The 14,577-nt window shown below is 59.8% G+C and carries 13 protein-coding genes; 4 read left to right on the top strand and 9 right to left on the bottom strand.

The genetic code is table 11. The features are described from left to right. Positions 1–100: 100 nt before the first annotated feature. The 5 genes from AO353_RS05890 to AO353_RS05910 form a co-directional block, all read right to left on the bottom strand. Positions 101–1,558 (bottom strand): N-acyl-D-amino-acid deacylase family protein, encoded by a 1,458-nt coding sequence (locus AO353_RS05890; protein ID WP_054594110.1) that lies wholly within the window; start codon positions 1,556–1,558, stop codon positions 101–103. 1 nt (position 1,559) lies between these two features. Then, positions 1,560–2,420 carry a MurR/RpiR family transcriptional regulator gene (locus AO353_RS05895; protein WP_054594111.1) on the bottom strand — a complete coding sequence of 287 codons (861 nt, stop codon included), beginning with the start codon at positions 2,418–2,420 and terminating at the stop codon, positions 1,560–1,562. Positions 2,421–2,436: 16 nt separating this feature from the next. Next, entirely contained in the window at positions 2,437–3,786 is a 1,350-nt protein-coding gene (locus AO353_RS05900) for a GntP family permease (protein WP_054594112.1), read from the bottom strand. A gap of 209 nt (positions 3,787–3,995) precedes the next feature. After that, positions 3,996–4,907 (bottom strand): LysR family transcriptional regulator, encoded by a 912-nt coding sequence (locus tag AO353_RS05905; RefSeq protein ID WP_054594113.1) that lies wholly within the window; start codon positions 4,905–4,907, stop codon positions 3,996–3,998. A 257-nt stretch (positions 4,908–5,164) separates the two neighbouring features. Next, on the bottom strand, positions 5,165–5,755 hold the full coding sequence (locus AO353_RS05910) for an NAD(P)H-dependent oxidoreductase (RefSeq protein ID WP_054594114.1): 591 nt from the start codon (positions 5,753–5,755) through the stop codon (positions 5,165–5,167). Positions 5,756–5,956: 201 nt separating this feature from the next. On the opposite strand from AO353_RS05910, the gene AO353_RS05915 reads away from it, so the two are divergent. Further along, on the top strand, positions 5,957–6,271 hold the full coding sequence (locus AO353_RS05915; RefSeq protein WP_019691724.1) for a putative quinol monooxygenase: 315 nt from the start codon (positions 5,957–5,959) through the stop codon (positions 6,269–6,271). Here AO353_RS05915 and AO353_RS05920 read toward each other — a convergent pair. Beyond that, a complete protein-coding gene (locus AO353_RS05920) occupies positions 6,261–7,025 on the bottom strand; it encodes a sulfite exporter TauE/SafE family protein (RefSeq protein ID WP_054594115.1) in 765 nt (254 codons plus the stop codon). The two genes, AO353_RS05915 and AO353_RS05920, sit on opposite strands and share 11 nt — an antisense overlap. An 87-nt stretch (positions 7,026–7,112) precedes the next feature. Here AO353_RS05920 and AO353_RS05925 point away from each other — a divergent pair, with 87 nt between their 5' ends. Further along, positions 7,113–8,012, top strand: coding sequence for a LysR substrate-binding domain-containing protein (locus AO353_RS05925; protein ID WP_054594116.1), 900 nt, complete (start codon positions 7,113–7,115; stop codon positions 8,010–8,012). Positions 8,013–8,070: 58 nt separating this feature from the next. Here the strand turns inward: AO353_RS05925 and AO353_RS05930 are convergent, their stop codons facing one another. Both AO353_RS05930 and kynU read right to left on the bottom strand, forming a co-directional pair. Next, positions 8,071–9,483 (bottom strand): amino acid permease, encoded by a 1,413-nt coding sequence (locus AO353_RS05930; RefSeq protein ID WP_054594117.1) that lies wholly within the window; start codon positions 9,481–9,483, stop codon positions 8,071–8,073. 205 nt (positions 9,484–9,688) lie between these two features. After that, positions 9,689–10,939: a kynureninase gene (gene kynU / locus AO353_RS05935; protein WP_054594118.1), complete on the bottom strand. Its 1,251-nt coding sequence runs from the start codon at positions 10,937–10,939 to the stop codon at positions 9,689–9,691. 176 nt (positions 10,940–11,115) lie between these two features. Between kynU and AO353_RS05940 the strand changes: the two genes are divergently transcribed. Continuing rightward, the gene (locus tag AO353_RS05940) at positions 11,116–11,589 is read left to right on the top strand and encodes an Lrp/AsnC family transcriptional regulator (RefSeq protein ID WP_054594119.1); all 474 of its coding nucleotides are present in this window, start codon (positions 11,116–11,118) and stop codon (positions 11,587–11,589) included. A gap of 21 nt (positions 11,590–11,610) precedes the next feature. On the opposite strand, the gene AO353_RS05945 is transcribed toward AO353_RS05940, so the two are convergent. After that, positions 11,611–12,624, bottom strand: a complete 1,014-nt coding sequence (locus tag AO353_RS05945) for an AraC family transcriptional regulator (protein WP_054594120.1) — start codon at positions 12,622–12,624, stop codon at positions 11,611–11,613. 562 nt (positions 12,625–13,186) lie between these two features. Here AO353_RS05945 and antA point away from each other — a divergent pair. Beyond that, positions 13,187–14,575: an anthranilate 1,2-dioxygenase large subunit gene (gene antA / locus AO353_RS05950; RefSeq protein WP_054594121.1), complete on the top strand. Its 1,389-nt coding sequence runs from the start codon at positions 13,187–13,189 to the stop codon at positions 14,573–14,575. The last annotated feature ends 2 nt before the right edge of the window (positions 14,576–14,577 follow it).

Raw genomic sequence — 14,577 nt, forward strand, 5'->3', positions numbered from 1 at the left:
AGGCCCCACTCTAAGTGGGTTGCATGACAGCGCTTCGGCTTGGGGAAGGCATTCTTTAATTGCACAGTGCCATCACTGTGATCAACCCCACAGATCACTGTTACCTGAAGCCTGAACCGAGAGTTCCTTCACGCGCCAAAAACCGCCCTTCCCGACGTCCATTCGGCTGACCATCGATATAGCTGCGCACCCCATTGACCCACACACCGTCGATGCCTTTGGCCGAACGTTGCGGGTCGTTGAAATCCGCCACATCACGCACGCGCAACGGGTCGAACAGCACCAGATCCGCCCAATGCCCTTCGCGGATTTCACCGCGCTGTTTCAGGCCGAAACGCGCCGCCGAGAGCCCGGTCATTTTGTGCACCGCCGTGTGCAGCGGGAACAATCCGAGATCCCGACTGAAGTGCCCCAGTACCCGTGGAAATGCGCCCCACAACCGTGGATGCGGGAACGGGTCTTCCGGCAAACCGTCGGAACCGATCATCGATAACGGGTGGGCCAGAATGCGCCGCACATCCGCCTCATCCATGCCGTAATAGACTGCCCCGGCCGGTTGCAGGCGACGGGCCGCATCCAGCAACGGCACGCCCCACTCGGCGGCGATGTCCATCAGGTCGCGGCCGCCCACGTCAGGGTGTGGTGTCGACCAGGTGATGGTGATGCGAAACGCGTCCGTCACCTGTTTGAGATCCAGGGTCGAGGAGCTCGCCGCATACGGATAACAATCGCAGCCCACCGGATGGGTTTTCGCGGCGTGCTCAAGGGACGCCAACAGTTGCGGGCTGCGCCCCCAGTTGCCGGCGCCAGCGCATTTGAGATGGGAAATGATCAGCGGACTTTTCGCGTGGCGAGCAATCTGGAATGCCTCGTCCATGGCCTCCAGCACCGGTTCGAATTCGCTGCGCAAATGGGTGGTGTAGACCGCGCCGAAAGCTGTCAGCTCTTCAGTCAGTTGCATGACTTCGTCGGTAGATGCCGAGAAGGCGCTGGCGTAGGCCAACCCTGTGGACAAGCCCAGCGCACCGGCTTCCAGGCTCTCGCGCAATTGCTCGCGCATTGCGGCAATTTCGCTCGACGTTGCAGTGCGAAACAGGTCATCGAGGTGGTTGCTGCGCAGTGCCGTGTGGCCGACCAATGCGGCCACGTTCAACGTCGGGTTGGCCGCTTCGACCGCCGCACGGTAATCACTGAAACACGGATAAACAAAGGCTGCGGACGTACCGAGCAGATTCATCGGGTCCGGCGGATCGCCGCGCAAACTCACCGGCGAGGCGCTGATCCCGCAATTGCCAACAATCACCGTGGTCACGCCCTGGCTGAGCTTGGGCAGCATCTGCGGGTGGCGGATCACCACTGTGTCGTCGTGGGTATGTACGTCAATGAAGCCTGGCGCGAGCACCCGTCCGGCCGCGTCGATTTCCTCATCGGCGCTGGCCTCCTGCAAATTACCGATGCACGCGATCCGTCCGTTCACAATCGCCACGTCGGCGAGATAACCCGGCGTGTTGCTGCCGTCGATGATCAGGGCGTTGCGGATCAGCGTGTGGTACTGCATGTCAGTCTCCCAGCGGCAGATGATCATCGCCGCCACGGTAGTCGTCGAGGGCGAGCTTGATCCGCCGCAGACGTTCTTGATTGTCTTCAGGATTTGCCAGTGCCAGCTCGGTGGCAAGCACGTCGATGGCCAGCAGCATGCCGTAGCGCGCCGCCGTCGGTTTGTAGATGAACGAGGTTTCGGCGCTTTGCAGCGGCAGCAGCACATCGGCCAATTGTGCCAACGGCGAGTCGGCCAGGGTGATCGCCAGAATGCGTGTGCCGTAGCTGCTCGCCAACTCGACAGCCTCCAGCAGTTCCGGGGTGATGCCGGTCAGCGAACAGGCAATCAGCGCATGCTCCGCGCCCAGTGAAGCGGCGGTCACGCGCATCATCACCGGGTCATGACAGGCGGCAATCGGGTAGCCGAGGCGCACCAGCCGCACTTGCAGCTCATCGCTACAGAGTGTCGAGCAACCGCCCATGCCGAATGCGTGAATCATCCGCGCCTTGCCCAGCAATTTCACTGCGTCGGCGAAACGCGACTCATCGAACGCCGACAAATGTTGACGCAGTGTCGACTCGATATCGCCGACGATCTGCCGATAAAACGCCGACTGCTCCGGCGTCCCCGCCGGGTCGAGAAAACGACTGCCGACCCCGCTGGCCTGAGCCAGTTGCAGGCGCAGATCGCGCAGGTCTCGGCAACCGACGCTGCGGGCAAAACGCGAGAGTGTCGCGCTGCTGACCTCGGCTCGCAGCGCCAGCTCGTCGAGGCTCGCTGACGCGGCAAACCCTACGTCGTCGAGCATCAACCGGGCAATCCGCCCTTCACCGGCGCTGAAGGAATCCTGACGTGCGCGAATCTGATAGAGGATGTCCATTTACCGCACCTGCTGTTCAAAGCACATAGGAAAGACCAAGGGTCAGGCCGAACGCGACCAGCGAGATCAAAGTCTCGAGCACCGTCCAGGTCTTGAAGGTCTGGGTCACGGTCATATTGAAGTACTCCTTGACCAACCAGAAGCCACCGTCGTTGACGTGAGAAAAGATAACCGAGCCCGCACCTGTCGCCAGCACCAGCAACTCCGGATGGGGATATCCCAGACCAATGGCCACCGGCGCGACAACGCCGGATGCGGTGGTCATGGCCACGGTTGCAGAACCGGTGGCGATGCGCATCAAGGCCGCGAACAGCCAGCCCATCAACAACGGCGACAAGTGAAACTCATGGGCCAGGCCGACGATCTGGTCAGTCACCCCGGCGTCCACCAGAATCCGGTTCAAGCCACCGCCGGCGCCCACCAGCAAGGTAATGCTGGCGGTGGGTGCCAGGCACTCATTGGTGAATTTGAGGATCGATTCGCGGTTGAAACCCTGGGCCAGACCGAGGGTCCAGAAGCTCAGCAATGTCGCCAGCAACAGGGCGATCACCGAGTTACCGATGAACAACAGGAATTGGTTGAAACCGCTGCCCGGCGTGGAGATCAGATTGGCCCAACCGCCAATCAGCATCAGCACCACCGGCAGCAGAATTGTCGCCATGGTGATGCCGAAACCCGGCAAGCGGTCCCGTGGTTCGCGCTCGATGAACTGTCGTTCCAACGGGTTTTCCGCAGGCAACTGGATGCGCGGCACGATGAATTTGGCGTACAGAGGACCGGCAATGATCGCCGTCGGGATGCCGATCAGAATCGCGTAGAGCAACGTCTGCCCCACCGAGGCCTGATAGGCCTGCACCGCGAGCATCGCCGCCGGATGCGGCGGCACCAGCGCGTGCACCACCGAGAGCCCGGCAACCATCGGCAAACCGACCATCAGAATCGACACGCCTACCCGCCGCGCCACGGTAAAGGCAATCGGCACCAGCAACACAAAACCGACTTCGAAGAACAGCGGCAGGCCCACCAGAAAGGCGATGCAGACCATCGCCCAATGCGCGTTTTTCTCGCCGAAACGCTCGATCAGCGTACGCGCCATCTGCTCGGCACCACCGGACTCGGCCATCATCTTGCCGAGCATCGTGCCCAGCGCCACCACCAGCGCAATGTGCCCCAGGGTTTTGCCGACGCCCGCTTCATACGCGCCCACCACCCCTGACGGCGGCATTCCGGCGAGCAGCGCCAGACCAATGGAAACCAGGGTAATGACAATGAACGGATTGAGTCGGTAACGGGCGATCAGAACGATCAGCGCAATGATGGCGATAGCGGCATAAACCAGCAGCCAATAGCCGAAGGACGGTGCCATGCGGTACTCCTCGAAAAGGGTCACGTCGATGTGTTGTGAAACCCATAAATCATTTCGAGGAGCCGCTTTCAAACCTGATGAAAGTAATTTTCGTGAAGAGACAAGAAATGTCGCTCACAGACATGCCATGTCGTGATTAATGAAAATGCGCGGTGAGTATTTTCATGGGGCAGAACGAGAACACCGACGGCTGCTGGTGATGGCAAGGATCAGCCTTCAAACACCTCGTTCGCGTAACTCGCCAGCTTGCCCTGGATGAAGTCCAGGAAGCATTGAATCCGCAACGCCAGTTGCGAGTTGCGGTAGTACACCGCATTGATCGGCTGGCGATAGCCACTGTTGGCCTGCGCCAGCAGCAATTTCAGCCGTCCGGCCTTGATGTCATTGATGGTCATGAAATGCGACAGGCACACAATGCCCTGCCCCTCCAGCGCCAGCTGACGCAGGGTTTCACCGCTGGAGGCGCTGAGGCTCGGCTGAATCTGCCAGCGGTCGCCGTGCACATGACGCAGCGGCCAATGATTGAGGCTTTCGGTCTGGGTGAAACCCAGCAGCGAGTGGCCGGCCAATTCGGCAACCGTGGTCGGCGTGCCGTGTTTTTCCAGGTACGCGGGGCTGGCGAGGATGTGCAGCGGGCTGCCCCCCAGCGAACGCGCATGCAGGGTCGAATCCGCCAACGCTCCGATGCGGATCGCAATGTCGGTGCTTTGCTCCAGCAGGTCGATGATCAGGTCGTTGCTGTTGAGTTCCAGCTGGATGTCCGGGTACAGACGGCGAAACTCATCGATGTAGGGCACGATGGCATGCAGCATGAACGGCGACGCCGCGTTGATCCGCAGCCGTCCGGAAGGTGTCTTGTGACGCGAGGACAGACGCTCTTCGAGCTCGTCCATCTGGTCGAGAATCAGCTTGGCCTGTTCGAAGAAGTACTTGCCCTCCTCGGTCAGGTCCATGCGCCGCGTGGTGCGGTTGATCAACGTGGTGTCGAGCTTGGCCTCCAGACGCGACAGCGTGCGGCTGACCGCCGAAGGCGTTTGCCCGACCTGTTCGGCCGCCGCAGAAATCGAACCGCACTCGATCACGCAGACGAAAATCTGCAACTCATCGGATCTGGCTTTCACGTATGTCCTTCCTATCGAATGCGCCTTGTGGCGGGAGTCAGGCATTCCTTGTGGCGAGGGGGCTCGCCCCCGTTCGGCTGCGCAGCAGTCGTAAACTCACTGCCCGCACTTAGTCTGAAAATACACGGTGACTGATGTCAGGACCGCTTCGCGCTCCAACGGGGCGGTGCGGCGTTCCGACAAGCCCCCTCGCCACAAGTAAAAACGTGCCACTGCTCAGGTGTTCGATAGTAGCCGGATGCGAGACATAACGCAGGTTACGCCGGCAAGTTGAACACTTGCTTGAGGTGCTGTTCGTAGCGCGCGACGTCGGCTTCAATGTTCGGCCGCTTCATCACGTCGACACACAGGAAGGTCGGCAGGCCACTCATGCCGAGGAAGGTGTTGGCCTTGTGGAACGGGAAGTACACCGCATCCACGCCCTTGGCTTCGAAGAAGTCGCTCGGGTCGTCGAACGCTTGCTGCGGTGCGTTCCAGGTCAGCGACAGCATGTACTGCTTGCCCTGCACCAGGCCGCCACTGCCGTATTTCTGCGAAGCATCGGAGCGGGTCCGGCCGTCGCTGGCGTAGAGGCTGCCGTGGCCTTCGGTGAAGACTTCGTCGATGTACTTTTTCACGATCCATGGCGCGCCCATCCACCAGCCCGGCATCTGGTAAATGATCACGTCGGCCCAGAGGAACTTGGCGACTTCTTCAGCGACGTCGTAGCCCTCGTCGATGTGGGTCACTTTCACGTCGACACCGCCGCGATCCAGCACGCTCAAGGCAGCTTCGTGCAGGGTAGCGTTGTAGCGACCATCGGAGTGGGCGAATTTCTTGCCACCGTTGAGCAATAGAACTTTTTTCATGGGAAGCCTCATCAGGGTCCGATGCGCCGCGCTGTGGATAAGTCGCGGGATCGAAAAGTTTTAAATTTGATGGCGGCAGAGTATCGATGACCCTTCCCATGAATAAGCCCGAAGCCGGCAAAATACATTTGACCGAAACGCACGAATCACCAGCTGATTGTTGCCATAGAATTTTCTCAACCCTGACTTGAGGAATTCTGCATGAGCGAGCAACACGGTTTCATCCTGCACGCCAAAACCCGCCCCGAAAAAGCCGACGCCTTCGAGGCCCTGTTCCGCGCTTACGTCGAACCCAGTCGCGCCGAACCTGGCTGCATCGAGTACCACATGCTGCGCGACCAGCAAGACCCGACGCTGTTTATCTTCTACGAGATCTGGCAATCCCGGGCCCATCTGGACGTGCACTCGAACCTGCCGCACATGCAGCAGTTTTTCGAGAACCGCATGGATTACCTGGAACGCGATTTCGATATCCGCCGCATCGACATGCTCAGTCCATCATCGGCTAGCCGCTGATCAGCAGATGGCCGCCGAGTATTCCAAGGCCGACGAAGAACACCCGCTTGAACAACACGGCGCTGATCCGCTCTCGCAACCATTGCCCCAGCAGCATGCCGAGCAGCGCCGGGATCAGGGCGAGCAGTGAAGCACTCAATTCGCCGTCGCCGAGCGCCCCGCGCCACATCAAGCCGGCAGCGAGTGCCAGGGTCGACACGGTGAACGCCAGGCCCAACGCCTGCACCAGTTGATCCTTGTTCAACCCCAGCGCTTGCAGATACGGCACCGTCGGAATCACAAAGACGCCGGTGGCCGAGGTGATGATGCCAGTCAGCGCACCACTGAGCGGGCCGAGCCAGCCTTCGGTTTTACTACTGACCCGCAAGGTGGGCAGAAACAATCCGCTCAAGGCATAGAGCAATAGCGCCGCCCCAAGTCCTCGCACCACCCACTCCCCGCTTCCAATCCCCACCCACAACGTACCCGCACCGGTACCGACAAATATCGCCAGCAGCATGGGCCACAGCCGTTTGATCAACGGACGCAAATGCCCACCGAACGCCAGTTGCCAGACGTTAGTCAGCGTCGCCGGAATGATCAGCAATGCCGCAGCCTGTGCCGGAGCCATAGCCAGACCAAGCAAGCCCATGGCAACGGTCGGCAGCCCAAGGCCGATCACGCCTTTGATCATCCCGGCCATCAGAAAGGTGACAATCACCAATAAAGACAAGGCCAGACCGAGGTTTTGATAGAACGCGAGAGGAGTATTCATGGCGTTATCCTGGGCCTTTCGAAGGGCCCTGAAAATCTGCCATATACTGAGCCTGCCTCTTGTTTTAACAGAGCCTTGGAAACGCCCATGCACTTCGACCTGATCGACCTCAAGCTCTACCTGAAGATCCTCGACGCCGGCAACATCACCGCTGGCGCAACCAGCAGCCACCTGTCACTGGCGGCGGCAAGTGCGCGAATCCGTGCGATGGAAGCTTCGCTGGGTACAGCATTTTTCGAGCGTGGGCGTCGCGGCATCAGCCCTACCCCGGCCGGCAAGGCACTGGCGCAACATGCCCGGGTATTGCTGCGACAGGCCGAACGCATGCAACAGGATCTGGCGGAATACGCCAAAGGCGTCAAAGGTCAGGTGCGGTTGTTGTGCAACACCACCGCGATCACTGAATACCTGCCCGAGTTGCTGGCGGACTTTCTGCGAGAGCACCCCAACCTCGACATCGACCTGCAAGAACTGCCGAGCCTGCGCATCACCCATGCCTTACGTCAGGGCGCGGCGGACCTTGGTATCGTTTCCGATGCGGTGGACACCCATGACCTCGACACCCGAGCATTCCGCGATGATCCGCTGGTGCTGATCATGCCGAGCGATCATCCATTGGCTGAAGGGGAAGCACCGAACTTCAGCCAGACCTTGTCTCACGATTACGTCGGGCTCAGTGCCAACAGCGCGTTGGCGATCTATCTGGAAGAACAGGCGCTGCATGCCGGACTGCGCATGCAGATCCGCATTCGCGCCGAGGGTTTTGACGGGGTTATTCGCATGGTCGCCCATGGCGCCGGGCTGGCGATTGTGCCGCTGGCGGCGGTCGAACGCTGGGCCCGTGGGCAAGCATTCAAACATCTCGCGCTGAACGAGCCATGGGCCCAGCGAAAACTACTGCTGTGCGCACGCTCGTTCGACGCCCTGCCCCGTTACGCCAAAGCCCTGCTTGAGGCGTTATCCGAAACCGCTGACACAAACTTGTAGGAGCAAGGCTTGCCCGCGATGGCGATTTTGCGGTCGCCATCGCGGGCAAGCCTTGCTCCTACGGGGCCGGGGCGTTGTCCAGTGTGCCGGCCAATGCCCTGGTTTTTCTGAAGAACACCCCGTAGACCAAAGACAGGATCAACAGGAACGGGACTCCAAATACCAAGGTCATTTTGAACGCCTCGGTGAAGTAGGTGGTGATCATCACCGCGCCCATCAGCACCAGCCCCAACAGCGTGGTGTAAGGGAACAGGCGCATGCGGAACGACAGCTTCCGCTCGCCGTGACGCTGGTGATAGCGACGGAAACAGTAGTGCGTGAGGAAGATCATGAACCAGGTGAAGATCGCGCCGAACATGGAAATCGCCATCATCAAGGTGAAGGAGCTTTCCGGGTACATCACGTTCAACAGCGTCGCCAGCGCAATGCCCGAGCTCGACAGCAGCAAGGCGTTGAGCGGGATGCCGCTCTTGCTCAACGCGCCCATCGCCTTGGGGGCGTAACCGCCACGGGACAGGCTGAACATCATCCGCGTGGTGATGTAGAGCTGACTGTTCATCGCCGACAACGCGGCAATCAGAATCACGAAATTCATCACCCCGGTGGCGCCGGGAATGCCGATGGTTTGCATGACCGTGACGAACGGGCTCTGCGCATGACCCGCCTGAACCCACGGCACAATCGCCAGCATCAGGGCCAGGGTCAGCAGGTAAAACACCACCAGCCGCACGATGGTCGCGCGAAAGGCTTTCTTCACCGCCCGCTCCGGATCCTCGGCTTCACCGGCTGCCACCGCGATCATTTCCACGCTCAGGTAGCTGAATATCGACACGATCACCGCCACCCACATCCCTTGCAAACCATTGGGGAAAAACCCGCCGTGGCTGGTGTAGTGATGCACGCCGTACTCCGGGTTGCCCGAGCCGAACACCACATACACCGCGAGAATGATGAAACCGACAATCGCGCCGATCTTGATGGTCGAGAACCAATACTCAAAGGTGCCGAAGGTCTTCACGCTGATGGCGTTGAGCACGATCAGAATGCTTGAGAACGAGACGATCCAGATCCACTCAGGCACGTTGGCGAACCAGTACTTCATGTACATCGCCACCGCCGTCACTTCCGTGCCGACCGCCAACACAATCGCCGCCCAATAGGCGTAGCGCACCAGAAACCCGGCCAGCGGGCTGATATAGAACTCGGCATACGCGCCGAACGAACCCGAGGTCGAATGGGCCACGGTCATTTCCGCCAGACAGCCCATCAACAGCAGCGTGATGACCGCGCCAATCGCATAGCTGAGCAGCACGCTCGGCCCGGCATAGCCGATGGCATAGGCGCTGCCCATGAACAGGCCGGTGCCTATCGCACCGCCGATGGCGATCATGCTCATCTGTCCCGAGGTGAGCTGGCGCCTGAGGCCGTGCTCACGGTTGGAGATGGTTTCAAAACCGAGGGTGTCGGTCATTTCTCTGTCCTCTGAATATTGTGTTTTTTTAGAGAGCACATCGTTTGGATAAACCGGGTCACACGGTCGAACTAAACCCTGTGGCGAGGGAGCTTGCTCCCGCTGGGCTGCGTAGCGGCCCAAAAATCTTCGCAGTGAGTATCGATTTTGTGAGTGCTGCGCACTCAAGCGGGAGCAAGCTCCCTCGCCACGGACAGTGCTGGGATCAGGTGACGCTGTGGCGTACCTGGAACTGCGCTTGCGACCAGGTTTGCTGATCGAGAATCTCGCCAAGAATCTGCACCGCATCAAAGACCTCGGTGAAGCTGGTGTACAGCGGGGTGAAACCGAAGCGCATGATCCGCGGCTCGCGGTAATCACCGATCACACCTTGGGCGATCAAGGCCTGTATCACCGCGTAGCCTTGCGGGTGTTCGAAGCTGACATGGCTGCCACGCCTGGCGTGTTCGCGCGGGGTGATAAGTTTCAAATCGTGAGCGGCGCAGCGCTGCTCCACCAGCTGGATAAACAGGTCAGTCAGCGCCAGGGATTTGCGGCGCAGGCTGGGCATGTCGGTCTGGGCGAAAATCTCCAGGCCGCACTCGACCATGGCCAATGAGGTGATCGGTTGAGTGCCGCACAAGTAGCGAGCGATACCGCTGCTCGGCTCGTAGCCTGAGGCCATGTCGAACTGTCGGGAGTGACCGAACCAGCCGGACAACGGCTGCGTGACCAGATCGCACAGCTGCGGCGCAACCCAGACAAACGCTTGCGAGCCGGGGCCGCCATTGAGGTACTTGTAGGTGCAACCGATGGCGTAGTCCGCGCCCGCCTGACGCAAATCGACCGGAACCGCACCGGCGGAATGCGCCAGGTCCCAGATCGCCAGCGCGCCGCATTCGTGGATCAACGCCGTCACGGCCTGCATGTCGTGCATGTAGCCGGTTTTGTAGTTGACGTGGGTGAGCATGACCACTGCGGTGTCCTGGTCAATCGCCTGCGCCAGTTCTTCCGGGCTGTCGACCAGACGCAAGCTATAGCCCTGCTGGAGCAAATCCATCAGCCCTTCGGCGATGTACAAATCGGTCGGAAAGTTACTCGACTCACTGACAATCACCCGCCGCGTCGGTGCCCGCATCGCCTGCACACGCAAGGCCGCACCGAGGACTTTGAACAGGTTGATCGAGGTGGTGTCGGTGACCACCACTTCGCCCTCACCGGCACCAATCAGCCCGGCCAGGCGATTGCCCAGACGTTCCGGCAGGTCGCGCCATCCCGCGCTGTTCCAGCTGCGGATCAAGCCATTGCCCCACTCCTCGGCGATGACCGCCTGAGCACGCTCAAGCGCCGCAACCGGACGCGCGCCAAGGGAGTTGCCGTCGAGGTAAATCACGCCTTCGGGAAGCGCAAACTGGTGACGCAAATGAGCCAAAGGGTCTTGCGCATCAAGCGCCAGGCAATCGTTTCTTGTGATCATGGTCGGTCCTGTTCTCTAGATGACATGCCGCCGTGTTTTCAGCATTTTTGCGCCGGCACAATGAGCAAATAATGAACGAAGCCTTGGAGAATTTTCGTGCAAAGTGGATGGTCATATAGTAGTTGTCTCGAAGATAATTCGAATCCAACTCCAAAAATCGCGGATTTATTCAAACCATGACCCTCGACTCGACAGACCTGCGAATCCTGCATTACTTGCAGCAGGACGGGCGTATCAGCAATCAGGAATTGGCGGAGAAAGTTGCGCTGTCGCCGTCGGCCTGCCTGCGGCGTTTGCGGCTGCTGGAAAGCGAGGGAATCATCACCGGCTATCGCGCGGTGCTGAACGCCGAACGGCTGGGCATCGAGCTGGAAGCCATCGTCCATGTGTCGTTGCGACAGGACGTCGAGGACTGGCACGAGACCTTTATCAAGAAGGTGCAAGAGTGGCCGGAAGTCGCCACCGCGTACGTGATTACCGGCGCCAGCAACTATGTGCTGCGGGTTCAGGCGCGCAACCTGAAACACTTCTCGGATTTCATCGTCAACAAGCTCAATCGCACCGCGGGTGTCACCGATATTCGCTCGGAAATCGTCCTGCAGAAAATCAAGGAACGCGACGATCTACTGGATCTGGTCGCCCGCAAATAAGCCTTATTGACTGCCTCTGCGTCAAAGCCCGCGCATGCGCCGGGCCTCGTTGCGCTGCAAGGTGGCGCTCGGGGCTTCGTCGAACAACTTGCGGTACTCGGCGGAAAAACGCCCCATGTGGGTGAACCCCCAGCCCATGGCAATCTCCGAGATATTGCGCGCCAGCCCCTGTTCAAGAATGTCCTGGCGCACCGCATTCAAGCGGTATTTTTTCAGATAAGCCATCGGCGACAGGGCGAAGTACTTCCTGAAGGCCTCGAACAACTTGAACCGCGAAACCCCGGCCGCCGCTTCGATGTCTTCCAGGTGCACGGCTTCGCGAGCGTTGTCGTGAATGTACTGTTTGGCCCTGATCAGGTAATGCGGCAACTTCACACCCAACACGTCCCGCAGCTCATCGGAGTAATTGTTCGGCTGGGCGAGGATCAGGCCTTTGATCAACGAGCTTTCGATGTCCCGCGTGAAGACGACCTGCTCAAACAGTGCGCTGCTGCGCTCGAGTTCGCCGATGAAATACCGCGCCATGCGCCACCACGAGGCCGACGCACCGTCCACCGCATCCATCACTGATTCAAAGCGCAGCGGCGCATCCAGCGGGCGCTGCAACATCTCTTCAAGGGATTCGCTCATGGCCGCCCGAGTGATCACCACCTGGACCTTGCGGCAGTCACCGGAGATCGCCAGCATCTGGTTTTCATTCGGGGAGATGATCACGCCCTGATCGCGATTGGATTTGAGCAGCGTGCCGTTCTTGCTCAGCTCCTGCTCACCGACCAAAGGCAGGCTGAGGCTGTAGCTGCTGAAATGCTCGGCGTCTTCGATATCGACGGTCACGTCAGTGCCGTATTCGATAGTGCCCAGGGTCGTGGCCATCGACTTGAACACATTGGCCGTGTGATGAAAACGGATACGTTCGGGCGTCGCGGTTTCGAGACGGTGCGGCCCGCAGATCCCTGACATCCAGGTCCGCGCGCCCTCAAGGTCATAGTGATCGATACGAATATCGCGAAACTGCGGATCGGCTTTGCTACTCATCACGGCGCACCCACGGCAATATTTTTCTCGCACGCTCTGACGGCGCACCTCTGACTTGAGCCGAGCAAGTTCCAGACCACTGAACGCCTGCGCCAACCCAGCGGATAGCAATCATCGACTAAGTGGATAACGCGGCAGTTCCGGAGCCGGGGCTCACCCTCGAACAACGCTCAAGGCTGCCCAAGACAGTACCTCAATGCTGCAAACAGGGGCGGCCGTTCATCGAATGGTGCAGGGTCTTGAGTATTAGCTGCCCACCTTGATACACGCGGGTGTTACCCGCAAAGATCGCAGTGAGAGGCACTTGCTCCCGCCGACCGGTCCGCGCTCGGGCGCAGCAGTCGTAAAACCTTCGGATGCGTCCTATCTGAAAAATTGCAATTGCCGACTTTAGGGCTGCTTCGCAACCCAGCGGGAGCAAGCTCCCTCGCCACAGGGGCAGTGCAGCCAGCGGCCGCCGAACTTTGTGGACTGCCTTCGTCGACAAACCGGATAGACCCCTGCCCGCCCCACTCTCTCTAATGGGCGCACCGATTGACCTGAATAAAAAAGGTGCACACCCATGAGTGGCGAAAAAAACGTCGAGCAGTGGAAAGCGTTCATTGAAGGCTGCCTGGACTTCCGTCCGGCAGAAGGCGTATTCCGCATCGCTCGGGATATCTTTACCGAGCCGCAACTGTTCGATCTGGAGATGGAGCTGATCTTCGAGAAGAACTGGATCTACGCCTGTCACGAAAGCGAGCTGGCCAACAACCACGACTTCATCACGATGCGCGCCGGTCGCCAGCCGATGATCATCACCCGTGACGGTGACGGCCAACTCAACGCGCTGATCAACGCTTGCCAGCATCGCGGCACCACATTGACCCGCGTCGGCAAAGGCAACCAATCGACGTTTACCTGCCCGTTCCACGCCTGGTGCTACAAAAGCGACGGACGCCTGGTCAAGGTCAAGGCCCCCGGCGAATACCCGGAAGGCTTCGACAAAGCCACACGCGGGCTGAAAAAGGCCCGCATCCAGAGCTACAAGGGCTTCGTCTTCATCAGCCTGGACGTTCACGGCGATAACAGCCTCGAAGACTTCCTCGGCGATGCCAAAGTGTTCTTCGACATGATGGTCGCCCAATCGCCCACCGGTGAGCTGGAAGTGCTGCCCGGCAAGTCGGCCTACACCTACGACGGCAACTGGAAACTTCAGAACGAGAACGGTCTGGACGGCTATCACGTCAGCACGGTCCACTATAACTACGTGGCCACGGTGCAACACCGCCAGCAGGTCGACAGCAAGAATGGCACCCGCGCCAGTGGCACGCTCGACTACAGCAAGCTGGGGGCCGGCGATGCCAATACCGACGACGGCTGGTTCGCCTTCAACAACGGTCACAGCGTGCTGTTCAGTGACATGCCCAACCCGACGGTGCGTTCCGGCTACGCGACGATCATGCCGCGCCTGATCGAGGAACACGGCCAGGAAAAAGCCGAATGGATGATGCATCGGCTGCGCAACCTGAACATCTACCCCAGCCTGTTTTTCCTCGATCAAATCAGCTCGCAGCTACGGATCATCCGTCCGGTGGCCTGGAACAAGACCGAGATCATCAGCCAGTGCCTGGGTGTGAAAAACGAGTCGGACGCGGATCGGGAAAACCGGATTCGCCAGTTCGAAGATTTCTTCAACGTGTCCGGACTCGGCACCCCGGATGACCTGGTGGAGTTTCGCGAAGCCCAGCGCGGTTTCCAGGCACGACTGGAACGCTGGAGCGATATCTCGCGCGGCAGCCACCAGTGGGCAACCGGCGCCACGCCCAACAGCGAGGCGATCGGCATTGCACCGGCCATGACCGGCACCGAATTCACCCACGAAGGGCTTTACGTCAACCAGCACAGCAACTGGCAGAAGTTCTTGCTCGACGGCCTGGACGCGAAATCCCTGAAGCTACGTGAGGTGTGAAT

This window comes from Pseudomonas fluorescens, from assembly GCF_001307155.1.
In the GTDB taxonomy this organism is placed as follows: domain Bacteria; phylum Pseudomonadota; class Gammaproteobacteria; order Pseudomonadales; family Pseudomonadaceae; genus Aquipseudomonas; species Aquipseudomonas helvetica.

Bases quoted from the DNA above. Each gene is read 5' to 3' on its own strand.
- AO353_RS05900 (WP_054594112.1), bottom strand. From the start codon at position 3,786: ATGGCACCGTCCTTCGGCTATTGGCTGCTGGTTTATGCCGCTATCGCC.
- AO353_RS05945 (WP_054594120.1), bottom strand. From the start codon at position 12,624: ATGAGTAGCAAAGCCGATCCGCAGTTTCGCGATATTCGTATCGATCAC.
- AO353_RS05930 (WP_054594117.1), bottom strand. From the start codon at position 9,483: ATGACCGACACCCTCGGTTTTGAAACCATCTCCAACCGTGAGCACGGC.
- AO353_RS05895 (WP_054594111.1), bottom strand. From the start codon at position 2,420: ATGGACATCCTCTATCAGATTCGCGCACGTCAGGATTCCTTCAGCGCC.
- AO353_RS05910 (WP_054594114.1), bottom strand. From the start codon at position 5,755: ATGAAAAAAGTTCTATTGCTCAACGGTGGCAAGAAATTCGCCCACTCC.
- AO353_RS05920 (WP_054594115.1), bottom strand. From the start codon at position 7,025: ATGAATACTCCTCTCGCGTTCTATCAAAACCTCGGTCTGGCCTTGTCT.
- AO353_RS05915 (WP_019691724.1), top strand. From the start codon at position 5,957: ATGAGCGAGCAACACGGTTTCATCCTGCACGCCAAAACCCGCCCCGAA.
- AO353_RS05940 (WP_054594119.1), top strand. From the start codon at position 11,116: ATGACCCTCGACTCGACAGACCTGCGAATCCTGCATTACTTGCAGCAG.
- AO353_RS05890 (WP_054594110.1), bottom strand. From the start codon at position 1,558: ATGCAGTACCACACGCTGATCCGCAACGCCCTGATCATCGACGGCAGC.
- AO353_RS05925 (WP_054594116.1), top strand. From the start codon at position 7,113: ATGCACTTCGACCTGATCGACCTCAAGCTCTACCTGAAGATCCTCGAC.
- antA (WP_054594121.1), top strand. From the start codon at position 13,187: ATGAGTGGCGAAAAAAACGTCGAGCAGTGGAAAGCGTTCATTGAAGGC.
- kynU (WP_054594118.1), bottom strand. From the start codon at position 10,939: ATGATCACAAGAAACGATTGCCTGGCGCTTGATGCGCAAGACCCTTTG.